At 65.9% G+C, this 25,170-nt stretch carries 21 protein-coding genes and 1 pseudogene; 9 read left to right on the forward strand and 13 right to left on the reverse strand.

The window, feature by feature from the left end:
• The first annotated feature begins 80 nt into the window (after positions 1-80).
• Positions 81-1,547: an FAD-binding oxidoreductase gene (locus QRN53_RS06360; RefSeq protein ID WP_285243163.1), complete on the forward strand. Its 1,467-nt coding sequence runs from the start codon at positions 81-83 to the stop codon at positions 1,545-1,547.
• A 40-nt stretch (positions 1,548-1,587) separates the two neighbouring features.
• Here QRN53_RS06360 and QRN53_RS06365 read toward each other — a convergent pair whose 3' ends face one another.
• The 3 genes from QRN53_RS06365 to QRN53_RS06375 form a co-directional block, all read right to left on the reverse strand.
• Positions 1,588-3,510: a DUF2264 domain-containing protein gene (locus tag QRN53_RS06365; RefSeq protein ID WP_285243164.1), complete on the reverse strand. Its 1,923-nt coding sequence runs from the start codon at positions 3,508-3,510 to the stop codon at positions 1,588-1,590.
• A gap of 65 nt (positions 3,511-3,575) precedes the next feature.
• Positions 3,576-4,721 carry a LacI family DNA-binding transcriptional regulator gene (locus tag QRN53_RS06370; RefSeq protein WP_285243165.1) on the reverse strand — a complete coding sequence of 382 codons (1,146 nt, stop codon included), beginning with the start codon at positions 4,719-4,721 and terminating at the stop codon, positions 3,576-3,578.
• Positions 4,718-6,703, reverse strand: coding sequence for a heparinase II/III family protein (locus QRN53_RS06375; protein ID WP_285243166.1), 1,986 nt, complete (start codon positions 6,701-6,703; stop codon positions 4,718-4,720). The genes QRN53_RS06370 and QRN53_RS06375 overlap by 4 nt, the downstream gene beginning before the upstream one ends.
• Before the next feature lie 185 nt (positions 6,704-6,888).
• Between QRN53_RS06375 and QRN53_RS06380 the strand changes: the two genes are divergently transcribed.
• The 5 genes from QRN53_RS06380 to QRN53_RS06400 are packed head-to-tail and all read left to right on the forward strand — an operon-like array spanning position 6,889 to position 11,856.
• Positions 6,889-7,902, forward strand: coding sequence for a hydroxyacid dehydrogenase (locus QRN53_RS06380; protein WP_285243167.1), 1,014 nt, complete (start codon positions 6,889-6,891; stop codon positions 7,900-7,902).
• Between the two features lie 53 nt (positions 7,903-7,955).
• Complete coding sequence (locus tag QRN53_RS06385) at positions 7,956-9,236, forward strand: ABC transporter substrate-binding protein (protein WP_285243168.1); 1,281 nt, start codon at positions 7,956-7,958, stop codon at positions 9,234-9,236.
• Between the two features lie 9 nt (positions 9,237-9,245).
• The gene (locus QRN53_RS06390; RefSeq protein ID WP_285243169.1) at positions 9,246-10,184 is read left to right on the forward strand and encodes a carbohydrate ABC transporter permease; all 939 of its coding nucleotides are present in this window, start codon (positions 9,246-9,248) and stop codon (positions 10,182-10,184) included.
• On the forward strand, positions 10,184-11,128 hold the full coding sequence (locus QRN53_RS06395) for a carbohydrate ABC transporter permease (protein WP_285243170.1): 945 nt from the start codon (positions 10,184-10,186) through the stop codon (positions 11,126-11,128). Before QRN53_RS06390 ends, QRN53_RS06395 begins: the two co-directional genes overlap by 1 nt.
• Positions 11,125-11,856: a DUF624 domain-containing protein gene (locus tag QRN53_RS06400; RefSeq protein ID WP_285243171.1), complete on the forward strand. Its 732-nt coding sequence runs from the start codon at positions 11,125-11,127 to the stop codon at positions 11,854-11,856. The genes QRN53_RS06395 and QRN53_RS06400 overlap by 4 nt, the downstream gene beginning before the upstream one ends.
• 114 nt (positions 11,857-11,970) lie before the next feature.
• Here QRN53_RS06400 and QRN53_RS06405 read toward each other — a convergent pair whose 3' ends face one another.
• Together QRN53_RS06405 and QRN53_RS06410 are read right to left on the reverse strand one after the other, a co-directional pair.
• Positions 11,971-12,507 carry a GNAT family N-acetyltransferase gene (locus QRN53_RS06405; RefSeq protein WP_285243172.1) on the reverse strand — a complete coding sequence of 179 codons (537 nt, stop codon included), beginning with the start codon at positions 12,505-12,507 and terminating at the stop codon, positions 11,971-11,973.
• A 66-nt stretch (positions 12,508-12,573) separates the two neighbouring features.
• Positions 12,574-13,326: a lytic transglycosylase domain-containing protein gene (locus QRN53_RS06410; protein WP_285243173.1), complete on the reverse strand. Its 753-nt coding sequence runs from the start codon at positions 13,324-13,326 to the stop codon at positions 12,574-12,576.
• 224 nt (positions 13,327-13,550) lie between these two features.
• Between QRN53_RS06410 and QRN53_RS06415 the strand changes: the two genes are divergently transcribed.
• Together QRN53_RS06415 and QRN53_RS06420 are read left to right on the forward strand one after the other, a co-directional pair.
• Positions 13,551-14,699 carry a hypothetical protein gene (locus tag QRN53_RS06415; RefSeq protein WP_285243174.1) on the forward strand — a complete coding sequence of 383 codons (1,149 nt, stop codon included), beginning with the start codon at positions 13,551-13,553 and terminating at the stop codon, positions 14,697-14,699.
• Between the two features lie 40 nt (positions 14,700-14,739).
• Positions 14,740-15,147, forward strand: a pseudogene (locus QRN53_RS06420) (carbonic anhydrase); the annotation flags it as partial.
• A gap of 111 nt (positions 15,148-15,258) precedes the next feature.
• On the opposite strand, the gene QRN53_RS06425 reads toward QRN53_RS06420, so the two are convergent.
• On the reverse strand, positions 15,259-15,876 hold the full coding sequence (locus QRN53_RS06425; protein ID WP_285243175.1) for a gluconokinase: 618 nt from the start codon (positions 15,874-15,876) through the stop codon (positions 15,259-15,261).
• The gene (locus QRN53_RS06430; RefSeq protein ID WP_285243176.1) at positions 15,873-17,279 is read right to left on the reverse strand and encodes a GntP family permease; all 1,407 of its coding nucleotides are present in this window, start codon (positions 17,277-17,279) and stop codon (positions 15,873-15,875) included. The genes QRN53_RS06425 and QRN53_RS06430 overlap by 4 nt, the downstream gene beginning before the upstream one ends.
• Positions 17,280-17,463: 184 nt before the next feature.
• Here QRN53_RS06430 and QRN53_RS06435 point away from each other — a divergent pair, with 184 nt between their 5' ends.
• Positions 17,464-18,153, forward strand: coding sequence for a FadR/GntR family transcriptional regulator (locus QRN53_RS06435; protein WP_285243177.1), 690 nt, complete (start codon positions 17,464-17,466; stop codon positions 18,151-18,153).
• Positions 18,154-18,175: 22 nt separating this feature from the next.
• Here the strand turns inward: QRN53_RS06435 and QRN53_RS06440 are convergent, their stop codons facing one another.
• From QRN53_RS06440 to QRN53_RS06465, 6 genes are all read right to left on the reverse strand, one after another.
• Positions 18,176-19,513, reverse strand: coding sequence for a NosD domain-containing protein (locus QRN53_RS06440; RefSeq protein ID WP_285243178.1), 1,338 nt, complete (start codon positions 19,511-19,513; stop codon positions 18,176-18,178).
• 20 nt (positions 19,514-19,533) lie between these two features.
• Positions 19,534-20,484, reverse strand: coding sequence for a carbohydrate kinase family protein (locus QRN53_RS06445; RefSeq protein WP_285243179.1), 951 nt, complete (start codon positions 20,482-20,484; stop codon positions 19,534-19,536).
• Between the two features lie 13 nt (positions 20,485-20,497).
• Entirely contained in the window at positions 20,498-22,078 is a 1,581-nt protein-coding gene (locus tag QRN53_RS06450) for a glycoside hydrolase family 32 protein (RefSeq protein WP_285243180.1), read from the reverse strand.
• A gap of 39 nt (positions 22,079-22,117) precedes the next feature.
• Positions 22,118-23,161 (reverse strand): LacI family DNA-binding transcriptional regulator, encoded by a 1,044-nt coding sequence (locus QRN53_RS06455; RefSeq protein ID WP_285243181.1) that lies wholly within the window; start codon positions 23,159-23,161, stop codon positions 22,118-22,120.
• A 70-nt stretch (positions 23,162-23,231) separates the two neighbouring features.
• On the reverse strand, positions 23,232-24,263 hold the full coding sequence (locus QRN53_RS06460) for a carbohydrate ABC transporter permease (RefSeq protein WP_285243182.1): 1,032 nt from the start codon (positions 24,261-24,263) through the stop codon (positions 23,232-23,234).
• The gene (locus tag QRN53_RS06465) at positions 24,263-25,150 is read right to left on the reverse strand and encodes a carbohydrate ABC transporter permease (protein ID WP_285243183.1); all 888 of its coding nucleotides are present in this window, start codon (positions 25,148-25,150) and stop codon (positions 24,263-24,265) included. The genes QRN53_RS06460 and QRN53_RS06465 overlap by 1 nt, the downstream gene beginning before the upstream one ends.
• Positions 25,151-25,170: the final 20 nt, after the last annotated feature.

Here is a 25,170-nt window from a genome sequence, read left to right on the forward strand (position 1 = left end):
GAATCATCGTGCTGGCCCCCGCTGGGCCCTGTATGGAGCCGGCTGCCCCTGGTCTTCGACACTAAATATCTGGAGTTGTGATGGGTAGCGAACGTTTCGACGTGCTCCGCGAACAGGTCCGCGGGCAGGTCATCGAAGAGGACGACGCCGAGTATGAGGCCGCGCGCCTCGTCTACAACGGCATGATCAGCCGCCGTCCCGCAGCAGTGTTGCGGGTCTCGCAGGTGGCGGACGTCCTGGCGGCCGTCCGGTTCGCCAGGGGGCTCGGAATTGAGGTTGCCGTGCGCGGCGGCGGCCACAGCGCACCGGGGTTCGGAACGGTCGACGGCGGCCTGGTCCTTGATTTCTCGGCCCGCCGGGGCGTGCGCGTGGATCCTGCGGCACGGCTGGCCCGGGTGGAGCCCGGCGCCACGTGGGCAGACTACAACCACGCCACGCACGCATTCGGGCTGGCAAGCACGGGCGGGATCATCGGTTCGACCGGCGTTGCGGGCCTGACTCTCGGCGGCGGAATCGGCTACCTGTCCCGGAAGTACGGGCTGAGCTGCGACAACCTTGTTTCAGCAGATGTCGTCCTTGCCGACGGTACCTTCGTCACGGCCAGCGATGCGGAGAACGTAGACCTTTTCTGGGCGTTGCGGGGCGGAAGCGGCAATTTTGGCGTGGTCACGTCGATGGAGTTCCGGCTGCACCCGGTGGATATGGTGCACGTGGGGATCATGTTTTTCGATGCCTTGGCCGGGGCCACGGTGGGTGCTGCCTACCGGGAGTGGATTGCCGCCGAACCCGACGAAATGGGTGCGTTCCTGGGGTTCCACCAGGGCCCGCCGGTTCCGTTCCTTCCCGAAGAATGGCACGGGAAGCCGGTGGCCGTGATCGCCGGCATGTGGACGGGCGACCTTGACGCCGGACCGGCACACTGGCAGCCGATGCTCGATGCCGGCACGGTTCTGGGCAGCTTCTTCGCGCCCATGCCCTACCCTGCGCTGAACATCATGTTTGACGGACTCAGCGGCGTGCCAGGGCTGCAGGGCTACTGGAAGGCCGACTTCCTGCGGACCCTCAGCGACGAAGCGCTGCGCACCGCCGTCCACTATGCCCCAGGTATTCCCAGCGTTCACTCCGCCAACCATTTCTATCCGATCGACGGAGCGGTCCAGCGGGTGGCGCCGGAAGCCACCGCATTCGCGTACCGCAATGTTGACTTCGCCCCGGTCATCGCAGCGCAGTGGCCCGATTCCTCCGAGAACGAGCGGAACATCGAATGGGTCCGGGAGTACTGGGCCGCGCTGCACGAGTTCTCCGAGCCCGGTGGCTACCTCAATTTCCAGGACGCCGACGACCAGTCCAGGATCGAGGACACCCTCGGATCGAACTATGCCCGGCTTGCCCGTCTCAAGGCCAAGTACGATCCCGACAACTTCTTCCACGTGAACCAGAACATCAAGCCCGCCCCGGCCGCGGCGACGCCGGCGCCGGAGGCGTCACCTGAGCAGGACGCCGCGCCCCCGGCGGCACATCCGGCCGAAGGCGCCGCAACGACCTGAGGTGCGGCCGGCCCCTGTGGCCGGCACCGGACGATCACGGTCAGGCGGACTTCGACCGGAGCTGCCCCCACACGGCGGACGGATCCACGGAGGTGCCGTCGGCGAACACGAACAGGCCATCCGCACGGAACCCGGCGGCGTACAGTTCCGCCGTGAGTCCGTTCCCGCCCAGTCCGACGACGGCCGCGTAGTCGCCGTCAACTGCCGCACCGGCGGTACCGGCCCACGGAACGGCTATGTGCTCCCCCACCGGGTGCGGTGTGGCCGACAGCCATGTCCCTGCGTCGTCAAGGTCCTGTCCCCAGCTCACGGGAAGGACCACGCTGCTGAGCGTAGACCCGGCGGGCACCGGCCATCCGCCAATCCGCAGCCGCGCGCCCGCGCCGGACGCACCACGCACACGCACCAGGCGCAGTTCGACGGCGCCGCGCGTCACAGATACCACGGTCACCTCCGGACCTGGCGTGGCGGTCCCGGCAGCTCCGCTGCCGTGGTCCGGACCGCCGTCGGGATCGATGGCGATCCAGTGCGTTGCCGCACGGGAGGCCCCCACTTGTACCCCGCCGGCATGGAACTGGCCCAGGAACTCAAACCCGGTGCGGTGCGTCAGCCGCCCTCCGGCATCGGCGAACACCACTGAGTTGTCGAGGGACTCGGACTCCAGGTCCGGGAAGGTGGCCGTGGAGTAGCCCAGGCGGGCGTACAGCGGCGAGTCGGCCACCCGGATTCCGGGGTTCGCGTGGTCGGTTCCATGGTTGCGGACCCGGACCACGCCGTCCGCCGCGGTGCCGTCCACCTGCCAGCCCGGGGCGGCGATGAACAGCCGGGTATCACCGGTCTCCACCGGCAGCGGCTCCTCGACGGCGGTCCACACGGGGTGTTCCGCGGGAAGGGCCAGGCCCAGCATCCCTTTGGCTGCCCAGTAAGGGGAGCCGGGTCCGGAGTAGGACTGCTTCATGCCCGGGAACTCGCCGTGGAAGCCAATAGTGAGCAGGCCGTCGTCGTTCGTGGCCCCGCGGCCCATGAAGTACGCCAGGACGCCGGACGCCGCACGCCGCGAAACCCCGGGGCTCAAGCGGGTATGGCCCAGCAGTTGGCCACTCCAGAACGGGGCCGCCGCCGCAAAGCGGTAGATCAGGCTGCGGCCCTGGACCAGTGGCGCACCGTCGGCCCCCACGAGGTGGACGGCGTCGTCCAGGAAGTCCGCCAGCCGGCCGCCGTCCAGCGCTGCCCGTGCCTGCACCCGGGGATCCCCTGGCGCCATAAGCTGCAGTAACTGCGGATACACTTGGAAGGCCCAGCCCACGTAGTGGTCGTACGCGCGTTCCGGTCCGTCGGCGAACCAGCCGTGGCCGCGGTGCAGCGAGTCGTGGACGGCCAGCCCGGCGTCAATGTCCGCATTCGAGGATCTGCCGCCAACGCCGGCAAGGAACACCTCCACCACGATTTGGAACCAGACCCAGTTGATCGGCGGGTACGGTTCGCCAATGACCGCCTCGAACCAGGCGATCAGCTGTTCCTGGACCCGGCCCGGCAACGTGTCCCAGAGCACGTCGCGGGTCAGGGCCAGCCCCACCGCCAGCGACGCGGCCTCCACCTTGGCCTGGTCCAGCTCCGCCGGCGTGGGCCAGCGGTCGGGGTTGGCAGGGTCGGTGCCGGCGTCGAGCCCCTGTGCGTACCAGTCCGCGAGCCAGCCGGTGCCCTGCGGGTCTCCGGCGATCCGGAAGGACGCGAGCAGGAAGGTCCGGGCGAACGCTTCGAGCGAGTCGCTTCGCCGGCCGTAGGCGCTGGTGGCGCCCGGAAGGAACAGGTTGGCGTGGTCATCGGTGGCGAATCTGTGCGCAGAGCGCAGCAGGTGGTCTGCATAGGCGCACCAGTGGTCGCGGGTGAGCCCGGTGAAGGGTGACAATTCCCGGTCCAGCGGGGGAAGGACACGGGAAACGGGATGTGCAGGGACAGGCATGGGTTCCTAGGTTGGGTTGGCTGCCGGGCAGGGCAGAGGGCGCACGCCGCGGGGCGGCATCATGCTCACAGCGGGTCCAGCAGCGCGCCGGTGGCAGCGCGCGGCGCACCCACCGATGAATCGCGCAGGATCAGGTCGGGATTGAGTTCCACCCGGTGCACCGGCCGCATCCGGCCTTCGGCGAGCCGGGCGGCCATGAGCTGGACCGCCACCTTGCCCACGTATTGCTTGGGCGGGCGGACGGCTGAAATGGCGGGTTCGCCGAGGTAGGCCACCTCGTCGTCGTATCCCACCACTGCGAGGTCCCCCGGCACGGCCAGTCCACGGTCTACGCAGTGCTGGACGAAGGCGACCGCCTGGGTATCCGAATGCACCAGCATGGCGGTGGTACCGGTTGCGGCACACAGTGCCAGGACTTGATCGAAGTGTTGCGCCCGTTCACCGTTGGCCTGTTTGACCGAGTCTTCCAGGACCGAGCCCTGGACCGGAATCTTGAGCGCGGCCATGGCTTGCTGCCAGCCCCGGACAACATGCGGGCTGGTAGGGCTGGAGGAGTCCGTCAGGCAGCCGATCCGCCGGTGACCTTCCTGCCACAGGTGCCGGACGGCCATGCCGGCGCCAAAGGCATGGTCTGTGGCCACCCACTCAAGCCGATGCGCCGGGACCTCAGGCGGCGAGCGCCGCTCGGCCAGCACCACGGGGATGGGCAGCGCGTTGAGCCACCGCAGCAGCTCCTGCCCGTGCTCCCCGCCCATGTCCGGCGCCACGATCAGTCCGTCGATGTTCTGGGTGTCCAGGAGGGCCTGGACCTGGCGCCGGTTGTCTGCCGCGTCATAGGCGGACCCGCGGACCAGGATCCGAAGGTTTTGGGCTTCCGCTTCGGCGCGCGCCCCGCTGATCACCTGCGGCCAGTAGTAGTCCAGCGACGGCACCACCATGCCGATCGAGTAGCTGTGGTTAGCCGGCCGGCCCGCCGCGGAGCGGTCCAAGGGGCTGGGCAGCGTGGCACCGCCGTGCACCCGGGACACCAGCCCTTCATCCGCCAGGGTGTTCACGTCGCGCCGGATGGTCAGCTCACTGACACCGAGTTTCGCTGCAATGTCCCTTACGGTAATGGCGCCGTGGGCGCGCAGCTCCTCCATGAGCCGTTCCCTGCGCTGCAGCGAGAACAACGACTTCCCTTCCGCGCCGGCGGATTGTTCAGGACTCATGGTGTTGCCTCCACAGTGAGGGTGAATGCGCCCGCGGCGCCGGACAGGATTGGCGCGCGGAAGCGCAGGCGGGTGAGTTTCGGTCCCCAGACGGAGGACAGCAGCGGGTCGTCCAAGTGCCATTCGTCCACGAGGACGACGGCGGTTCCCGGCTCCCAGCGCAGGGCGGCTCCCCGCAGGGACGCCGCCGCGCCGCCGGAGTCCGTCCCGGGAAGACCGGCCGGATGGATGTCCGCGATGCCCGCCGGACCGACGCGGACGGTGCCGGCTGCGAGGAAGGTGATGTCGACGTCGGACGCGGGCCTGTGCTTCACGGCAGTGTGCTGGTCTTCGCCGTGCCCGCCGGCCGGGAGGTCCCAGTGGTCGGCAATGGTGACCCGGCCTGTGGCACGGTCCAGGGCGGACGTTCGGATCCACTGGTGCGGCTGCAGACCATAGGCTGCCCCCAGGGCAAGGCGAAGGCAGGGGTGCTCCGCCGTTGGCGCCTCTAGGATTTCGGCGGCGAACCCGCTGCCTGTTCCCTGCTCCATGCCGAAGGGGGCAGGGACGTTGTGCCAGGTGCTCTGCATGGCACGGATGTCGTAGCGGTCCGGTCCAAAGGTCTTGGCGGTGTAGGTGGGCTGGCCGGCGTCAACCAGCAGTGGGGTCCCGTCCACTGCAACCACCACCGAACCGACGTCGCGGTGGTTATGGTGTTCGCCGTTGTGGCCGCCCTTGGCGGCGAGGAGCAGGCCGCGGGTGGTACCTGCTGTTTCCCGGGCGACCATAATCTGGACGGAGGGCAGGTATGTGAACGGTACCAGCGGGAACGTGTCCTTCACGCCCTGAACGCGCTCGGGCGCCGAGGCACCCAGGAACAGTGAGTGCAGGACACGGCCCAGCCCGGCCGCAGCATCCGGCGCCCCGGCGAGCATCGAGGCCGCGTGCCGTGCCGCGTCATCATCCCCGAGGCGCACCGCCCAGCGGTGGAGCATGTCCCATGGAAGTGACGCGGCGGCACGTGCGGGGCCGTCTGCCACGTTCAGGAACCATGGACCGCCGATGTGCATCCGGTGCGGGAAGGCAACCAGCTCCCGGACTACGGGCAAACCGGCGCCGAGGACGCCGCCGGTGGCATCCTCCAGCAGCGCCAGGCCCTCCAAGGCCCGGCCCGCCCCGTTCCACCAGTAGGCGAATCCTTCGTCGATGGCACCGTCTGCGGGGATGGAGGCCAGGAAACGGTCCAGTCCTTCGATGCAGCGGGCCACGACCCGGGCCTGCAGACGGGGATCGTCCAGCAGGAACAGCGCGCCGGCGATGAGGTTCGAATGGATCCACGGATTCCAGTTGTGAACGTCACCGTCAAGGCCCAGCCAGTGCCAGTCGAGCCGGTCCAGGAAGGGCTCGATCACACGCTGGCGGGTTTCCTCGCGCAGGCGCCTCCGCAGGCCCGGCGCCCGGCTGTCGAGGCGGGCGCCCAGGACGTGGTCCAGCCAGGCCAGCTGCGCAGCCACCTCGCCGGCGCCCAGGTCGAGGAACGGCCGTCCCTGGTCCGGAACCACGTCCCCTGAGCGGCGGAACACATCGTCGTGTGCAGCCCAGGACCAGGAACTTTGCTCGCAGAGGAGATAGGCACCGTCCACAACCTCGTCAAGCCAAGGCTCGGCTTCACCGCCGTCAGCAGCAGCCAGGGCCATCACCACGGCGCGGGTGAGCCTCTGCTGCCGGGCGGCCACCAGTCCCTCGTACGCGGTGCGGTTGCCGTCGCGGAAGTAGCGCGCGTAGTGGGAGACCAGGGGCTGCGGCCAGGCGGTTCCGCGTTCTTGGGTTGCCTGACGCTGCAGTGCCGCCAGACGGGTGGCGGCCACACGGCGCCAGGCCGGATGGCCTGCCGGACGGACGGGTATGCGGGACTGGGCGCCATCGAGTGCCCGCCGCAGTTCATTCGGGCGGGCGTGGTTTCCCCATGCCGAGGCAAGGGGTGTGCCGGGCGGCGTTGCCACGGCGGAAGTCATCGGGACTGGCATCAGAAAATCGATTCGGTTGTTCGATCATGATCGTTTTAGAACGATCAAGGTTATCTTGGTTGTTCTGTCTTGTTCATGAGTATGTACTGATTGTTAGATGTGATGCAAGACATGAACAGCGGCCCGATCCGCACTCCAACCAACGACGAAAGGAGGCCCGAATGTCGCGTAAACCTAAGGCCCTGCTGGTCATGAACCAGGGAACATTTGCCGATCAGTTCGATTCCGTGCGGCTCGAACGCCTGGCGGGCCTGGTGGACCTCGGCGAAGCGCCGTGGACCGACTCACTGGAAGACCCGGCGTTCGCCGCCCACCTGGCCGGGGTTGAGATCCTGCTGTCCAGCTGGGGCGTTCCCCGCCTCGATGCACCAGCACTGGCGCGGATGCCCAACCTGCGCGCGGTGTTCCATTGTGCGGGCACGGTACGCAGCTTCGTCACCCCGGAGCTGTGGGAACGCGGCATCCTGGTGACCAACGGCGCGGACGCCAACGCCATCCCGGTGGCCGAGTTCACCTTCGCGTCTATCGTGCTGGCAGGCAAGAAGGCCCACGTGCTGGCGAACGACGCACGGACCCACCGGGAGGACTGGGGCTATGCCACGGCGCGCGGGGAACTGGGCAACATCGGCCGGGTGATCGGCGTGATCGGGTTCTCCCGCATCGGCCGCCGCGTGGTCCGGCTGGTCCAGCAGCTCCAGGACGTGACCTGCCTGGTCAGCGACCCCCACGCGGACCCGGCGGCCGTGGCGGCCGCCGGCGGAAAGCTGGTGTCCCTGCATGAGCTGCTGGAATCCTCGGACATCGTCACGGTCCACGCCCCGGCCCTTCCGGAAACCCGCCATATGATCGGCGCCGCCGAGCTGCAGGCCATGAAAGACCACGCAACCCTGATCAACACTGCCCGCGGGTCACTGGTGGACACCAAGGCCCTCGAAGCCGAGTGCGCCACGGGCCGGATCCAGGCCCTGCTGGATGTCACCGAGCCCGAACCGCTCCCGGCGGACTCGATTCTTTACGACCTTCCCAACGTGGAGATCACCCCGCATATCGCGGGCTCCCTCGGAACCGAAACCCGGCGGATGTCCGATGCCGCCCTGAACGACCTCGAACGCTACCTGACCGGCCAGCAACTCGCGGCGCAAGTGGTCTCCGCGGACCTCTCCCTCAGCGCCTGAACAACCCCATGCCGCACACACGGCAAACAACCAAAACCTCAAAGGAGAACGCAATGAAGCGCAGGACTTTTACCGCCATGGCGCTGGCCGTCACCGCAAGTCTCGGCCTGTCCGGATGCGCCGGTGCCGCAGGCACCGCACCTCAGGCCCAGGACGGCAAGACCACGCTGACCGTATCCGTGTGGAACTACGAAGGAACACCGGAATTCAAGGCACTCTTCGACGGCTACGAAGCCAGCCACCCCAACGTTCTCATCGAACCCGTGGACATCCTGGCGGACGACTACCCTCAGAAAGTCACCACCATGCTGGCGGGCGGGGACACCACCGACGTCCTGACCATGAAGAACGTCATCGACTACGCCCGGTACGCCAACAATGGGCAGCTGCAGGAAATCAACAACGTGGTGGACTCCGTGGGCAAGGAGAAGCTGGCAACCCTGGACGCCTTCGACATCAACGGCAAGTACTACGCAGCCCCCTACCGGCAGGACTTCTGGCTGCTCTACTACAACAAGGATCTCTTCAAGGCCGCCGGCATCGATGACCCCAAGGACCTGACCTGGGACAAGTACGCCGAGATCGCCAAGAAACTCAGTGGCACCTCCCCGGATGGCAAGAAGGTCTACGGCACGTACCAGCACATCTGGCGCTCGGTGGTGGAAGCCGTCTCCGCGGCACAGAACGGCAAGGACCAGAACAGCGGCGACTACAGCTACTTCAAGGACCAATACACCATGGCCCTGGACCTGCAGAAGAGCGGCGCCACCCTGGACTACGCAACAGCCAAGAGCCAGAAAACCAGCTACCGGACCATGTTCGAGAGCGGCCAGGCCGCCATGATGCCCATGGGCACCTGGTACATCGCCGGACTCCTGCAGGCAAAGAAGGACGGCAAGACCAACGTCAACTGGGGCCTGGCACCCATGCCGCAGAAGGACTCCAACGGCAAAGTCACCACTTTCGGTTCCCCCACCGCCTTTGCAGTGAACAAGAACGCCACCCACTCCGACGAGGCAAGGAAGTTCATCGAATGGGCCGCGGGCGCAGAGGGAGCCAAGGCCATCTCCAAGGTGGGCGTGGTCCCGGCCCTGCAGGACGACGCCGTGACGGACGCTTACTTCAAGCTCGACGGCATGCCCACCGACAGCCTGTCCAAGAAGGCCTTCGCACCTGACAGCACCGCCCTGGAGATGCCCGTCAGCGACAAGTCGGCAGCCACGGACAAGATCCTGAACCAGGAGCACGACCTCATCATGGTCGGCGAGAAGTCCGTGGCCGACGGAATCGCCGAGATGGGCAAGCGTGTCAAAAGCGAAGTCCTGGGCCAGTAACAGGCAGCCATGACAACCAAAACCATCACCCCGGCCGCCGCGCCTGCAGCAGCCCCGGCGCCCGGCCGGGGCAACCGGAAACAGGCGCGGCGCAACACCCTGATCGGCTGGACGTTCATCCTCCCGAACTTCCTGGGATTCCTGGCCTTCACCCTCATCCCGGTGCTGGCCGCGTTCGCCCTTTCCTTCATGGAATGGACTTCCTTCAGTGCCCCCAAATGGGTGGGGCTAGCCAACTTCCAGCGGATGCTTGCCAGCGACTCCTTCTGGGTGGCCCTGCGGAACACCGTGGTCTACGCGATAGGACACGTGCCGCTGACCATGGCCCTGGCCCTGCTGCTGGCCATGCTCCTGAACCGCAAGCTCAAAGGCATCGGCTTCTTCAGGGTGGCAATCTTCTTCCCCTACATCACCTCCCTGGTGGCAGTCGCCGTCGTCTGGAACATGCTCTTCAGCCCGGACAACGGACCCATCAACCAGTTCCTGCACACGATCGGCATCGCCAACGCGCCGGGCTGGACCTCCAGCTCAGACTGGGCGCTGCCCGCCGTCATCATCACCAGCGTCTGGCGGGACATGGGCTACTACATGGTGCTGTACCTGGCCGGCCTGCAAGCGATCCCCGCAGAACTCTACGAGGCAGCGGAGGTTGACGGCGCCAGCGCCTGGCAGCGCTTCTGGAACGTCACCATACCGTCACTGCGGCCCACCACGTTCTTCGTCGTGGTCATGCTGACGGTTTCCAGCTTCAAGGTCTTCGACCTGATCGTGGTGATGACCAACGGCGGTCCGGGCCGGGCCACCACGGTCCTGTCCCAGCTCATCTACCAGGAGGGCATCGGCGAAGGGAAGTTCGGCTACTCGTCAGCGATCTCGCTCGTGCTGTTCCTGATTGTGCTGACGGTCACCGTCCTGCAGTTCAAGATCCAACAGCGGAGGGAACGCTGATGACCAACATGGCCGAAGACCTCAAGGCCGGGGCACCGCCGGCCGGCACCGCCCCGGCACCTGCTCCGGACGGCCGCCGTCGTCCGCCGGTTGCCGGAAACGGCAGGCGCTCCAGCCGGGAGCGGAAGAAGCGGACCACGGATTTCATCATCTACGCCGTGCTGGCCGTGCTGGTGTTGGCGCTCATGGTGCCGTTCATCTGGATGGTCTCCTCCTCGCTGAAGGAAAACAACCAGGTCCTCACGGTGCCCATCCAGTGGATTCCCAGCGAATTCGTGTGGAGCAACTACACGGACATCTGGACCCGGATCCCCATGATGGGGTACCTGCAGAACTCGTTGTACCTGGCCGTGATCATCACCTGCCTGCAGGTGCTCACCGGATCGCTGGCAGCCTACGGCTTCTCCAAGGTCTGTTTCCCGGGGCGGGACGTCCTGTTCCTCTGCTACATCGGCACCATCGCCGTACCCTGGCAGGCCTACATGGTGCCGCAGTACATCATGATGCAGAACCTGGGCCTGACCAACAGCTTCAACGCGCTGATCCTGCTCCAGGCGTTCGGTGCGTTCGGCGTGTTCCTGATGCGGCAGTACTACATGACCATCCCGGATGAGCTGTGCGAGGCGGCCCGGATCGATGGCTTGAGCGAATACGGGATCTGGGCCCGGGTGATCCTGCCGCTGTCCAAACCGGCGCTGGCCAGCCTGGCACTGCTGACGTTCGTGAACACCTGGAACGACTACATGGGCCCGTTCATCTACCTCACCTCCAACCGGCTCTGGACCGTGCAGCTGGGGCTCCGTTCCTTCGTGGGCCAGTTCGACGCCGAGTACGCCATGATCATGACCGGGTCCGTCATCTCGGTGATACCCATCCTGGCCATCTTCCTGATCGGGCAGCGGTACTTCATCCAGGGGATCGCCACGAGCGGAATGAAAGGATGACATCCGTGGCACAGCACAACACCCGGCCGGCAGAGCCCGTGCGGCGCGGCCTGGCCGGGCGGATTCCCAGCCCCGGGTTCGACGCGTTTGGCAGCATCTTCGGCTTCATCTACACCTTCCTGGCCGGAAACCTGCTGATGGCCCTGGCCAATGCGCCGCTGGTGCTGTGCCTTGCCCTGGTGGCGGACCCGGCCGCTGCGTGGCCCTTCTTCCTGGCGCTGTCCGTCACGGTCGCGCCGTCGCTCGCCGCACTCTTCGCCTCCTTCCAGGCGTTGCACGACGACGGCGCTGCGGCCAAGCCCGTGGCCTCCTTCCTGCGGGGCTACCGGCGCGGTTTCCGGCGTGCGGCCCCGCTGGGGCTCGCATCCGTGGCGGTGTTGCTGTTCCTGGGCGTGGACCTGGCCATCGTGCAGGCCATGCCGGCTGCCGCACTCCTGGTGCCCGTGATCCTGGTGGCCGCCGCGATGACCGTGAGCGTGGCCGTAATGGCTGTTGCCGGCGTCGTCCTCCTTCCCGGCAACGGGCTGAAAAGCCTGCTCAAGGCGTCCCTTTACCTGTCCGTCCAACGCTGGTACCTGAGCCTGGCCATGCTGGTGCTGCTCGGGATCATTGCGTCCGCGGCCCTGCTGCAGCCGGTCCTGGGCGTGGCCCTGGCACCGGCACCGCTGCTGTTCGTGGCCTGGAGCAATGCCGCCTACGCCTACTCCGCAATCCTGAGCGCTCCCTAGGATTCCCTCAGTACTCCTCCGGTGCGTTCCGGACCAGCGGCGGGCTGGAGCTTGCGGGCTCCTGGACGTGGTGGCCGCGAAAGCAATACAGCCGATCATCCGGCAGGGCCCTTTTTAGAGGATGCGCTGGTACATGCGGTGGTCCTGCCACTGTCCGGCGATCCGCAGGTAGGCCCGGGCGGTGCCGTAGGCCTCGAAGCCGTTCTTTTCCAGAACCCTTTGCGATGCCGTGTTGTGGACGAGCGTGGCAGCCTCGAGCCGGTGCAGCCCGAGCTGGGTCTTGGCAATGATCATGGCCGCGGCCAGCGCCGACGTCATCAGCCCTCCCCCTTGGGCGTCCTGGGCGGTCCAATAGCCAACGTGGGCATTTTGGAAGGCGCCGCGGACGATCGAGCTCAGGTTAAGCAAACCCACTACCGCCTTGCCTCCCACCAGGACCATGGGAAGTGCGGTGCCGTCGTCGAGGTCTTTTAGCCGCCGGGTGAGGACGTCATGTTGGCCTTGGACCGTGTAGAACTCCTCCGGCCTGACCGGTTCCCAGGGTGCCAGATAGGCGCGGTTGGCCTGAAAGGCCGCGGCCAGCGGAGCGGCATCGGACAAGTGGACGGGACGGAGAATGATGCCGTTGGCGAGTTCGCAGGAGAAGTCCACGGGCTCAGACTACCCGCCGCATGCGCTTGGAGGTTTGTCCGGCCAGTCCTGCTGAGTGGTGCCGGGTTACTGTACAGTGCCGGTGTTCGCGGCATAGGCAGTGGCCTGGGCGCGCACCTGCCGGATGTAGGCATCGGACTGGTTGTACGAGTAGATGGCGTCCGTCCATCCCCGGGAAGTGGCCAGGTCGCCGCCGTGGACGCACAGGTAGGTGGCGGCGGAAAGGGCGGCATCGTCCAGGTTGAAGGGGTCCGCCACGCCGTCGCCGTTGCCGTCCAGTCCGGCGATCTTCCACGTTGACGGGATGAACTGCATGGGTCCCACGGCGTGGTCCCAGTGGGCGTCGCCGTCCAGGGCGCCGCCGTCCGTGTCCGGGATGGCGGCGAAGCCTGCGCCATTGAGGCTGGGGCCCACAATGGGCCCGTTGCCCTGGGCCGCGGCGTCCGGGCTCCCGCCGCCGTAGGTACCGTGCTTTGATTCGACGTATCCCACTGCCGCCACCGTGTTCCAGCCGATCCCGCAGCCCGGATGCGATTCGTTGGCGCCGGCGGCAGCCGCAACGTAGGCGCGCAGAGCCGGCGCGGGAATGCCCGTTTTCCCGGCCGCCTGGGCGAGCCAGCCGCCGTCGGGGGTCTTGGTCACGTTCACCGCCGTGGTCATGCCGGCGGACAATGCGTCAAGCTTCACGCCCGCCAGCGGCGGCGGCGAAAAGACCCCGCGGGCGTCGTTACCCGGCTGCAGGATGGCCCAGAACGAAAATGCTGTGATAGCGCACACCAGGACGAGGCAGAGAACCAGGTAGCGTTTGAAACGGAGCACTGACCAATCAAACCATCACTGGCCGCTGCCCGTCGGCAGGCGTGGACCGCCCGCCTCCGGCACCACAGCGCAAGGATCACCAAAGATTAGCGAAGGTTCCCCCAAACACGCGTCCAACAGTGCATGCGCATGAAAGCATCATCCTTCCGGGCTTCCGCGCCGCCAGCTCAGGCCGGGCTGACGAAGGCGGCCCTGCGGTAGTTCTGTTGTCGGAGGGGGAAACGATGTTCGTTCCGGGGGTTGGGGACCCTTATCGCGAGGTTGACCTGCCCGCGCGGATCCGCGCCTTGCGGATGCCGGGCTGGGCGGCGATCGCACTCGGCGCCGGCCTCGTGGTGGTCCCGACGGCGGCCGTGGCCGCCTCGATCCTCATCAACGAGGGCGACCATTCGATCATCCCCTTCTGGGTCGAAGCCCTGATTCTGGCGGGAGCACTCATATCATCGTTTATTGGCACGACATTGTTCTGGCGTGCCGGGGAGTGGGTAACGCTTACGGGCGACGCAGCGATCCTGACCAGGGCATTCGTCCTCCACACCAGTGTCGAACGTGCCCAGCTTGAGGACTTCCACGCCTACCTCCGCCAATATCCGGCGCGCGGAGGTCCTCAGTACCGCATGGTGCCCACCCTGACCAGCAGGGATTGGTACGACCGGCTCCGGGACCTGCCATTGCCGTTCCTGTCCTATTGGAACCCCGTGGGAGGCACAGAAGCTGCGCTCCCGGCGCACGCTGCCTATATTGAGGCCTGGGCCCGTGCAGGCAGCAACCCGTATTCAAGGGCTGCATACTTTCGTACCATGCCCGCCAACGTCTCGATGCACCGGCAAGCCGTCCGGACGGGCCTGCAGCGTCGCTCACGCATATGGGCGATTGCGGTCCCGGTCGCGTCGGTGTCCCTTGGCCTCGGACTCGGCTTCGGGCATGGACCAGTCGCCAAGGTCCTGGGACACACCACGAGCGTCGACGCCCAAACAAACCGCACCGGCGTCCGCGACCTCGACGACGCACTCACTCCCGGCGTCACCGCCTACCAGTGGCGCGCCAAGGTCTACCCCGACACCGGAACGAGGGAATTCACTTTCTTCCCAACAGTGAAATCGCTGCCGCCCGCGCAATATACAGTCCGATATTTCATCCGGGACCCGGCGCAGCATGGTCCCGGCCTCAGTGCCCCCGAGCAGAAGTACGGCCGGATAATCTCGCAGGGCACCATCTCTGCCAGGGATCCCTCGATCGAGTTCACGCTCGATAACAACGACAGCACGTTCACGTTCGAGGTCTATGTCACCGACGAGCAAGGCCACACCACGTTCAATTCCGAGCTCTACCGGAACATTGCGGCCCTTCCGTCGCCCGCCCCCACGTCCTGAGAGAAATCCTTCTCCCCCGCAGCCCCCGCGAAAGGCGGTAGTCTTCGTGGTGCGGACGGCCGGACACGTGCCGGATTACGCCGTGCTCGGCTCGCTCGAGTACGCAGTGTCGGTGCTCCATGTTCCGCTGATCGCAGTACTCGGGCACGACCACTGCGGCGCCGTCACGGCGGCCCAACACGCGATTGAAACCGGGGTTGCGCCGCCGGGCCACATCCGCGACCTCGTCGAAAGGATCACGCCCTCGGTGCTGGCGTCCGCTAACGCCGCCCAGCAGGACATCCACGCCGTGGTGGTGGAGCACGTCAAGCAGACCGTACACCGGCTGCTGGATAATTCTCGGGTGATCTTCGATGCTGTGGACAACTACTCCACCGCCGTCGTCGGACTGGCATACCGGCTCGACGAGGGCAGGGTGCAGCTCGTCTCCACAGCCGGCGTCCTCTGACCGGAGCCGAGCAGCCGGACCAGCTGCCGCGGTGTTCCGGCGGGCCTGCCGGCTACAAGAAATATGCAGCGCGCCCGCGGGCGCGCTGCATATTTATTCGGCGGTCGGGTGTCAGGACCCGTCGGAGGCCGGAGTGCCCGCGGAGGAACTGCCCGGCCGCGGGTGGCCGAGGGCCGAGGAACCGGAAGCCGGTGATAGCCCCAACCGGCGGACGATTTCGGCCGCCTCCTCCGCGGGAGTGCGACCCACGTCGATGACGATGGTGTTCTCCTCCGGTCCCGGGGGTTCCAACGTGGCGATCTGCGAGTCGAGCAGGGTCGGCGGCATGTAGTGGTCCATGCGGGTGGTCAGCCGCCGGGCAATCTGTTCCTTGGAGCCGGACAGGTGCACGAACACGACGTTCTTTTCCCGGAGCCTGTCCCGGTAGACCTTCTTCAACGCCGAGCAGGTAATGATCCCTGGTATCCCGGCCATCGTGTGTTCGATGATCCAGGAGGCGATCGTGTCCAGCCACGGCCAGCGGTCCTCATCGGTCAGCGGGATTCCGGACGCCATCTTTTCGATGTTCTCCGGCGAGTGAAGGTCGTCGCCCTCCTCGAGGTCCCAGCCCAGCTGGCCGGCGAGGATGCCTGCCACCGTGGATTTACCGGATCCGGACACGCCCATGATGACCAGGACGGGCTGCTGCTGGTCCTGCCCCGATGCGGGCGCGCCTTCCTGCGTCGTCATGGAATCACCACGGAGAGAACCATCACCAGGCCGAAGCCGACGAGGGAGATCAGCGTCTCCATCACGGACCAGGTCTTGAATGTCTGGCCCACGGTAAGGCCGAAGAGTTCCTTCACGAGCCAGAACCCGGCGTCGTTGACGTGGGACAGGAACAGCGAGCCTGCACCCACTGCGAGTGCCAGCAGGCCTGCATGCCCCGGGGAAAGGGATGTGGCCAACGGCGCGACGATGCCGGCGGCCGTGACGGTGGCGACGGTGGCCGAACCGGTGGCCAGGCGCATCGCTACGGCGATGAGGAACCCAAGGACCAGCACCGAAATGTTGGCTCCCGTGGCCCATTTCGCGACGGCGTCACCTACCCCGGCGCCGATCAGCGTCTGCTTGAAACCGCCGCCGGCGCCAACGATCAGGATCACTGCGGCGATGGGCCCCACGGAGGCGCCGATCTTGCCGCCGATCTTGTTGCCGGTGAAACCGACGGCGTAGCCGAAGGTCACCAGGGCAAGGAGCACTGCGAGGGTCATCGCGACCAGGGGTTCACCGATGAAGTCGAAAAATACGCGTGCCGCACTCGGGTTCTTTGCGTCGGGGGAAACGATGTCAACGATTGCCTTGAGGAGCATGAGCACGACAGGAAAGACGATGGTCAGCAAGGTGACGAGGAAGGTCGGCTGCCGCTTGGCGTCCGGGTCGGCCTGGGTGTGTTCGGTGTCGACGCCGCCGGCCATCTTGGGTGCGTCCACCGGGACCCAGCGGGCTGCGTAGATCGAGAACAGCGGGCCGCAGATGATGACCGTGGGAATGGCGATGAGGAGGCCAAGGGCCAGCGTGATGCCGAGGGGCGCGTTCAGGCTGGAGATGGCAACCAAGGGGCCGGGGTGCGGCGGAACCAGTCCGTGGAGCACGGAAAGGCCTGCAAGGGCTGGGATGGCGACGCGCATCAGCTTCCCGCCGGAGCGCTGGGCGACCAGCACGACGACGGGCAACAGGAGCACCAGGCCGATCTCGAAGAACATCGGCAGGCCAATGATTACCGCAACCAAGGCCATGGCCCACGGCAGGAGCTTCGGGGAGACCTTGCCAAGCAACGTGTCCACCACGCGGTTTGCGCCGCCGGAATCGGCAAGCAGCTTGCCCAGCATCGCACCGAGGGCGATGAGGAGGCCCACTTCCTTGAGGGTGTTTCCCACGCCGTCTTCGAAGTTGCTGATGACCTTGTCCAGGCCGACGCCGGACGCGAGTCCCACAAAGGCCGAACCGAGTACCAGGGACAGGAAGGGGTGGAGCTTGAATTTGACGATCAGCAGCACGATGAGGGCGATGCCGATGGTGGCGACCACCACGAGCTGGGTGTCGTGGCCGTTCCAGGGCTGCGCTGCCGCAGGAAGGAGGAGGGGTGTCATGGCTTTCCTTGGGTTGGGGCGGAGTCCGGATTTGTTTGTTTTTGACCGGCCCGCCAAATATGCTGTGGATCACCGTACACACTAAATACGATTTATGGAACCCGGCGGCGCTGCCAGAAGTTAGGCGTACCTCCGGGCTGAGGGGGACCCCAAAATGCCTGACCAACCAGGGACGGCCCGACATGTGAGCAGGCACTCCGCGATCGTCGAGCGGCTCGGGAGCGACATCACGTCCGGCAAACTGGCCACCGGCCTGGTGCTCCGGTCCGAAGACATGGAGCAAAAGTACGAGGTCACCCGGTCCGTGCTCCGGGAGGGCCTGCGCGTACTGGAAACACTCGGAATGGTGTCCTCCCGGCGCAGCGTGGGTGTATCCATCCGCCCTCAAGCCGAGTGGAATGTTTTCGATCCACTCGTGGTCCGGTGGCGCCTGAACGGGGCAGGCAGGGCGGCCCAGCTTCGCTCACTGACCGAGCTCCGCTCCGCCGTCGAACCTCTCGCCGCAAAACTGGCTGCCACGCGGATAGCTGCCGAGGACGGGCGCCGGCTCCTTGACCTTGCGGCGGGACTTGAAGTCACTGCCGCAGCAGGCGACCTGGCCGCCTTCCTCCCCCTGGACATCCAATTCCACGCGCTGATCCTGAAAGCATCCGGCAACGAGATGCTGCTGAACCTTGAATCGGCAATTGCAGAGGTCCTGACAGGTCGAACCCAGCACGGGTTGATGCCCGATCGGCCCGAGCCCGAGCCGCTGCGCCTGCACCTCGAGGTCGCGAGGGCCGTTGTCGCCAGCGAACCAGCCGCAGCACACGCGGCCATGCAACGCATCGTGGATATCGCCGGCCAGGAAATGGATGCGATTTTGGGAGAGTAATTCCGCCCCTCCCCTGCCGCGCCTACAAGCCCACTGCCGGTGTTGCCCTGACGGCGTTGGCCGCCCGGTCGGCCAGCACCTGGGTTTCGGTTCCAGAATCAAGAATCGTGTTGCGGACGGAGCCGGCATCGACCTGTACGGCCGTCACGGCGAGGCCGTCGGCGGCGCCCGTGGCCAGCAAAGCGTCCACCTGCGCCTCAAAGCAGGAGTCACTCGATGTGGCGTTGACGTCCAGGGCCACTACGTGGTTTGTGGAGACAAAATTGCCGGCGCCCTCAACCAGCCGGATGATGACCGGGGTGGCACCTTCCGGCCGGATGGATTGCGAGTCGACGACTTCCGAGAAGTGGTTGCCGATGATCGAATTATTGTTTCCGCTGACGCTCAGAAGCCCCTGCAGGTCGTCCTTCCCGTTGTCGATTCCCAGGAAGGGCGTCCACGGTTCGTGGTCGCGCAGGAAATGGTTGGTGGCCACGAGGTTCTCGGAACTGTTGGCAGCGAGGACCACCATGCCGGGATAGAACGAGTGCAGCCGGTTGTTGCTGACACTTGAACGGGTCACACCCTCAAAGTGGACGCTGCTGGCCCCTCGGGGGAACACGTTGTTCGCGGTGACCAGGAGCCCGCCATGGTTCTCGGCGTAGATCGAGTGGCCTTTAAAGCCTGCGCCGATCAGGTTGTCGGTGATCTTCGATGCCTGGCCCCACCCACGCAGTTCGATGCAGTTGCCGCACTCGGCGATGAAGTTGTCGTGGATGGACAGTGCGTCCGCCTTGTGGATGGTCAGTGCGTTCTCGAGGTAGATGAACCCCATGCCGTTGATGCGGAAGGAGTCGTTGGCGCTGGCGGCGTAGATCCCCGTTTTGCCGTTGACGTAGGTGTTTTCCGGGTGGAGGTCCGAACCATCCGGTGCGAAGTGCATCCCGTCGATGCAGAAGTTGGAGAACTCCACGGAACTGATCCGGGGGCTGCCGTCCCGCTCGACATAGAACGCGGCGCCTGCGGGTCCCGCTGCCTGTCCACCGGCAAGGTCCACGAGGATCCGGCTGCCTCCGGGCCACAGCTCGTGCAAGTCCGGCCACTCCTCCTGGGGAACGTTGAACCGGATGCTCGATGATGTGAAGCCGTGTCCTGAACCTTGGATCTTGAGGAAACTGATGTCGATCAGCACCTGGGTACGGAGCCGGTAGTCCCCCGGCGGCAGGTAGATCACCGCACCCGGTTTTCCGCCGTCGTCCACGTTGGTGCCGGACTGCCGTTCCTTGATGTCCGCGATGATGCTGTTGATGACTTCCCCGACGTCTTTGGCCGGGTTGCCGATGTGCCACGCCGTCACGTCGTAATAGTTGTTGCTGGACATAGTTTCTTCCCTTGGTGTTCTCACTGGTGTGCCGGCTGCTGTTCCGGGAGGCCTGACTGCAGTTCATCCAATGTTGGCGGCTGGGCGCCCGGGCGGCCAACCGTGATTGCGGCGGCCTTGGCTGCCATCCGGCCCAGCGCTTCCAGCACTGACGGCGCCAGGCCGTCCGCCCCACGCATGAGGAGTCCGTAAATCAGGGCGGACATGTATGAGTCGCCGGCACCGATGGTGTCCGCCACTGTTGCTGGGACCGAGGGAACCAGCACACAGGTGTCCCTGGTGGTCAGCATGGACCCCTCCGCTCCCCTGGTGATCGCGACCAGACGGGCGCCCAACCCCAGGATGTGGCCTGAAATCTCCTCCAGCGGCCGCCGCGGGTAGAGCCAGTGCGCATCCTCATCACTGAGCTTGACCACCTCGGTGAACGGGATGAGTTCCTCGAAGATCGTCTTCGCCTCAACGTGGCTGCCGAGCAGGGCGGGGCGGATGTTGGGGTCGTACGTGACCATGCAGCGCCGGTGTGACTGTTCGAGGAGCCCGCGTACTGCAGCCGCACCCGGTGCCAGGAAAGTGGCGATCGAGCCGGCGTGCAGGATTTTGGGCAGCATGGCCGGCGCCGTCCGCGGAAGGTCCCACCGGAGGTCGAAGTCGTACCGGGCCGAACCGTCCGAGGCCAGGACGGCGGTGGCGGTAGCGGTTGTACCCTGCCGCCTGGAACCGGGCAGGAGGCGTACGCCCGCGCTTCGAAGGTGGCCTTCGATGGCTGCTGCGTAGTGGTCGTCCCCGATTGACGTCAGCAGTTCGGTCTGGACTCCCAGCCGGCCGAGCCCGTAGGCAACGTTTGCCGGCGATCCGCCCGGGTGCTCCACCGTGCCCCGGGGGGAGACGACAATATCCACCAAGGCTTCGCCGACGACCATCACATCGGTCCCCACCGCGGGGCCATCGGGGAGGTGCTGGGGTGTTGACATTCGGGACCCTTCCTTAGTCAAGTGATGAAACCGTGAGTCGCAGGACGGTTGCCCGACCGCCCTCGGCGGACAGCCAGACCTGCTGGTGCTCAGCGTCAGGAAAGACGAGGTCGGTCAGGACCACGGCGCCGCCCTGGGCAAAGACCTCCACGGAGCAATGGTCGACGACGACCTGCAGCTTGAGGACGCCATCCTCCAGGACCAGCGGGGCTGACTCGACGGAAGCGAACTTTGCGTGAAAGCCGGTGTCACCTGAGCTCCGGCGGTCAAGGCTGAGCTCGGCGCGGGCCGTGTCGTAGCTCAAAACGGCGCCTGCGGCCCCGTCCCTGCCGCCAAAGATCCGCAGGTCGAGCCGGTCAGCGCCGCCCGGGGCAATCTCGGCTTCGATGATCTGTGCGGTGCCGGGGACAGCATCCGGGAGCCGCAGGGCTTCGCCGTTCAGCTCACGCAACCCTGCGCTCACCAGCTGCTTGCCAGGAATGAGCTCTTCTCCTTCGCTGCGCCCTGCCAGGATGGGCTGCTGGACCAGGCGGAGTGCGCCGTGGGCCGCGGTGAGGCGAAGTTCTCGGGCCAGGGTCATGGAGGACCGCCAGGGTGCTGTGGGCAGTTCGTTGGCGTAGTCCCAGTTGTTCATCCAGCCGATGACGATGCGGCGCCCGTCGGGGACGTTGCTGAAAGACACGGAGGCGTAGCAGTCGCGGCCCCAGTCCAGCCATAGGCATTGCCGCAGTGCTGCGGCCGCGGTGGCCGCGTCCAGCGAGCTGACCCCGCCCGGCGCTGCGAGGGACCCTGCGTCCGGAACGAAACGGACGCCGTCGAAATGGCCCACGAAGTACTGGCCGCCGGAGCCCCCCGCCACCGCGCCGGGATTGACGTTCACGATCAGGACCCATTTGGTGTTGCCGGGGTCACCGTCCACCGCGAGCGGAAAGAGGTCGGGGCATTCCCAGTCGCCGGCGTCGGCGTTGGCCGGGCCGAAATCGCTCAGGTACTCCCAGGACTTGAGATCATCCGAACGGTAGAAGACCACCTGCTGGTGATGCGCCTCGACGGCGACCATGACCCAGTAGGCACCCTGATCGCCTTGATAGCGGAACACTTTGGGATCACGGAAGTTTGACGAGTTCCTGGTGAGGACCGGGTTTTCATCGTACTTGTTCCAGGTCAGCCCGGCATCGGCGCTGTAGGCCAGCGACTGGGCCTGCATGCCACTGTGTTCCGACGAACCCTTGTAAGCACTGGTGTAGATGGCCACCAGGGCCGGCGCATCCGCCGTGCCGAAGCCGGACGTGTTGCCGTGGTCCACCACCACGCTGCCGGAGAAGACGTCCTCCACGTCATCGCACGCAATGGCGACAGGATGTTCGGTCCAGTGCACCAGGTCCGGAGAGGTGGCGTGGCCCCACGACATGTTGCCCCAGACGTTGCCGAACGGGTTGTTCTGGAAGAAGAGGTGGTAGATGCCGTTGTGGAACACCAGGCCGTTGGGATCGTTGAGCCAGGTATCCCGTGCCGTGAAATGGATGGCCGGACGGAACCGGGTGGTCCCGGCCGGAGGTGTTTCCGGGCGTGGAGCATCAAGGAAAGTGGACATGGTTGGTGCGGTCCTCTGGGAAGTGGAAGGGTTGGCTGCTCAGTGGCGTGGCGCCGCGATGGAATCGCGGCGCACCAGCGGGCAGCCCAGGATGGTCGGGTGCAGTGCCATGAGGGAAAGGTCCGTTTTCCCCTCGACAGCGTCAATCAGGTGTTCGGTGGCCCACGCGCCCATCTCGTAATGGGGCAGCGCCACTGTGGTGAGGCCAGGGTGGAGGTTGGCGGCGATCAGTTCCTGGTCGTCAAAGCCCACGACGGAAAGATCGGCCGGGATGGAGAGTCCCAGTTCCGCGGCGGCCCGGTAGGCGCCCATCGCCATCCGGTCGTTGTAGCAGAAGAGCCCGGTGGGGCGGTCGCCGCGTGCCAGGATCCGCAGGGCAGCCTCGTAGCCGCCCTGTACCTCGGAGACTGCCGACTCCACAGGTGCCGCACCGCCGTCGAGCCCTGCCTCGGTCAGGGCCGCCCGGAACGCCTGCAGCCGCTGCCGGGTCGCGGGCACATCATCGGTGTTGTTGATGAAGCCCACGCGGGTGTGGCCTGCTTCGAGGAGCGCCTCCACCGCCGCGCGAGCCCCGCCTTCCTCGTCCGGAATCACGGCAGTGATGTTTCCGTCGGTAGCCACCGAGTCCACCAGGATGGAGGGCACGCTGCCCAGGTTGGCCGGCAGCTTCACCGTGCGGTGATACATGGTGGCGTAGAGGATCCCGTCAACCCGGCGCTCCAGGAGGGCTTCGACGTCGGCCTGCCGGGACTCGAGGCTGGCCGAACCCGAGGTGTTGATGATCATGAGGTTGTACCCCCTGGCCTTCGCCGCCTCATCGGCACCGAGGATGATCCGGCCGGCGTGGGGCGTGGTGGCGATGTCCTCGCTGACCAGGCCCAGCATCCCGGTCCTTTGCGTGCGGAGCGCCTGGGCAAGGCGGTTGGGGCCGTACCCCAGCTGCTCCGCCACAGACTTGACCTTGTCCCGGGTTTCAGGGCTGATCCGCGCATAGGAAACCTCATTGAGGACATGGGACACGGTGGTCACGGACACACCGGCGGCGACGGCCACGTCCTTGATTCCGATATTCCTGTTACTCATCTGTGTCCCACGTCCTTATGGTTGGTGATGCCCCTGGGGGTTACCAGTAGGCTACTCGTTGCTTGGTGGCCTAGCCCTTGACGGCGCCGAGCGTCATGCCTGCGACGATCTTGCGCTGCAGCAGCAGGGTCAGGAGGATAACCGGGATGGAATAGACGGCCGCCAGGGCTGTCATGGATCCCCAGTCCAGGCCGAACTGGGTCTGGAAGTTGGCGATGACCACGGGTGTGGTTTGGGACCGGATGGCCGTCATCAAGAGTGCGAACAGGAACTCGTTCCAGGAAGCCAGGAAGGCGAAGATCGCGGTAACCGCGATGCCACCGGACACCACCGGAATCACCACCCGCCACAGGGCCCCCAGCCTGCTGCAACCGTCCACCGTCGCAGCCTCCTCCAGGTCTTTCGGCACGGCCTCAAAGAAGCTGGACATCAGCCAGATCGAAAGGGGCAGCGAGATGGTGGTGTGCGCAATGGACAGGGCAATCGGGGTATCGGCCAGGCCGACGGAGGCCATCATCGACGCCAGCGGGATACCGATGGCCACTGGCGGCACCATGCGGGTGACCAGGGCGGCCATGATGAAGATCCTCCCGCTGCGGGTCTTGTAGCGCGTGATCCCGTAGGCTGCCGGGACAGAGAGCACCAGGGAAAGAAGTGTGCTGATGACCGCCGTCTGGATGCTGTTGATGAACGATGCCGGCACACCGCTGCGGCCCAGTGCGTTGGCGTAATTCTGCAGCGTCCATTCCTTGGGGAGGATAGTGGGCGGGACGGCGATGGTATCGATGGGCGTCTTGAAGGACGTGAAAAGCAGGTACACGAACGGGAATCCGTAAAGGATCAACGAGGCAGCGAGCAGGATCCACAGGATGGTCCTGGTGCTGCGCTTTCCGGCTTCGAGTCCCTCGCGGTGGACGCTCCGGCGCTTTCGGCCGGCACCTGCCGGGGTCGGCGCCGACGCGGACCGCCCGGGTTGGAAGGCTGACCGGCCGGCTACCGCGCTCGCCGGTGCCTGCGCGTTCGAATGTGCCACGCCTGCTGGCAGTGGCGCGGCCGGGCCGATCGGCCTGCCACCGTGGTTGTTGGCTTCTGCGATGCTCATCAGGTGTCCTTTCCCGGCCGCCAGATCGTGGTGACTGCGACGAAGGCTATGGCGAGCATGGCCAACAGGTAGATGGTGCCCATGGCGCTGGCGAGCCCGGGATCACCGAAGCGGATCATGGTCCGGTACACGAGCAGGCTCATGGTTTCAGAGGCAGACTGCGGCCCGCCATTGGTCTGGATAAGGATGGTGTCGAAAGCCCTCGCCGCGTCGATGCCGCGGACCACGAGCGCCACAGCGATGACCGGCCGGAGCAGCGGAAGGATGATGCGGAACAGAAGCGACGGCGCCCGGGCGCCATCGAGCCTGGCCGCTTCAATGAGATCTCCGGGGATGTTCTGCAATCCGGCGAAGAGCACCAGGCACATGAACGAAGTCGTCAGCCAGATGTCCGGGACGGCGACGGAGAACAGGACGATGTCGGGGTTTGAGAGCCAGCCGATCTGATTCGGGTCCTGCAGGATGCCCGCTTGGTGCAGCAAGGTGCCGAGAAGTCCGAAATTGTCGATCATGAGGAACTTCCAGAGCAAACCGGCCACGATCGGCGCGATCATCAAGGGGTACAGGAACAGTGTCCGCCAGACTTGGGATTTCCTGCCCAGGGTGGTGAACAGCAGCGCCATGCCAAGGCCGAGGGCAAACTCAAGAGACACGACCGTCAGGGTGTAGGCGAACGTCCGCCAGCCCGCACTGATGAAGTCCGGGGACGTGAAGGCCCGGACGTAGTTGTCAAAGCCCACAAATTCGCGGGGACCCCCCACAAGAGGGGAAATCTTGAAGAAGCTGTCGGAGATCAGGCGGAACAACGGGTAGGCAACAAAGACTGCTAGGAACAGCGCCGCGGGTGTCATGAGGTACAGGGCAAAGCGGCGATCAGGGATGCGCACAGGAGGTTTCTTCCACTGGT

The organism is Pseudarthrobacter sp. fls2-241-R2A-127, from assembly GCF_030209355.1.
Taxonomy (GTDB): Bacteria; Actinomycetota; Actinomycetes; order Actinomycetales; family Micrococcaceae; genus Arthrobacter.

What these genes read in the sequence shown, in the direction of transcription:
- QRN53_RS06360 (WP_285243163.1), top strand. Translation starts at nt 81, where the DNA reads ATGGGTAGCGAACGTTTCGACGTGCTCCGCGAACAGGTCCGCGGGCAG.
- QRN53_RS06365 (WP_285243164.1), bottom strand. Translation starts at nt 3,510, where the DNA reads ATGCCTGTCCCTGCACATCCCGTTTCCCGTGTCCTTCCCCCGCTGGAC.
- QRN53_RS06370 (WP_285243165.1), bottom strand. Translation starts at nt 4,721, where the DNA reads ATGAGTCCTGAACAATCCGCCGGCGCGGAAGGGAAGTCGTTGTTCTCG.
- QRN53_RS06380 (WP_285243167.1), top strand. Translation starts at nt 6,889, where the DNA reads ATGTCGCGTAAACCTAAGGCCCTGCTGGTCATGAACCAGGGAACATTT.
- QRN53_RS06385 (WP_285243168.1), top strand. Translation starts at nt 7,956, where the DNA reads ATGAAGCGCAGGACTTTTACCGCCATGGCGCTGGCCGTCACCGCAAGT.
- QRN53_RS06390 (WP_285243169.1), top strand. Translation starts at nt 9,246, where the DNA reads ATGACAACCAAAACCATCACCCCGGCCGCCGCGCCTGCAGCAGCCCCG.
- QRN53_RS06395 (WP_285243170.1), top strand. Translation starts at nt 10,184, where the DNA reads ATGACCAACATGGCCGAAGACCTCAAGGCCGGGGCACCGCCGGCCGGC.
- QRN53_RS06400 (WP_285243171.1), top strand. Translation starts at nt 11,125, where the DNA reads ATGACATCCGTGGCACAGCACAACACCCGGCCGGCAGAGCCCGTGCGG.
- QRN53_RS06415 (WP_285243174.1), top strand. Translation starts at nt 13,551, where the DNA reads ATGTTCGTTCCGGGGGTTGGGGACCCTTATCGCGAGGTTGACCTGCCC.
- QRN53_RS06425 (WP_285243175.1), bottom strand. Translation starts at nt 15,876, where the DNA reads ATGACGACGCAGGAAGGCGCGCCCGCATCGGGGCAGGACCAGCAGCAG.
- QRN53_RS06430 (WP_285243176.1), bottom strand. Translation starts at nt 17,279, where the DNA reads ATGACACCCCTCCTCCTTCCTGCGGCAGCGCAGCCCTGGAACGGCCAC.
- QRN53_RS06440 (WP_285243178.1), bottom strand. Translation starts at nt 19,513, where the DNA reads ATGTCCAGCAACAACTATTACGACGTGACGGCGTGGCACATCGGCAAC.
- QRN53_RS06445 (WP_285243179.1), bottom strand. Translation starts at nt 20,484, where the DNA reads ATGTCAACACCCCAGCACCTCCCCGATGGCCCCGCGGTGGGGACCGAT.
- QRN53_RS06450 (WP_285243180.1), bottom strand. Translation starts at nt 22,078, where the DNA reads ATGTCCACTTTCCTTGATGCTCCACGCCCGGAAACACCTCCGGCCGGG.
- QRN53_RS06455 (WP_285243181.1), bottom strand. Translation starts at nt 23,161, where the DNA reads ATGAGTAACAGGAATATCGGAATCAAGGACGTGGCCGTCGCCGCCGGT.
- QRN53_RS06460 (WP_285243182.1), bottom strand. Translation starts at nt 24,263, where the DNA reads ATGAGCATCGCAGAAGCCAACAACCACGGTGGCAGGCCGATCGGCCCG.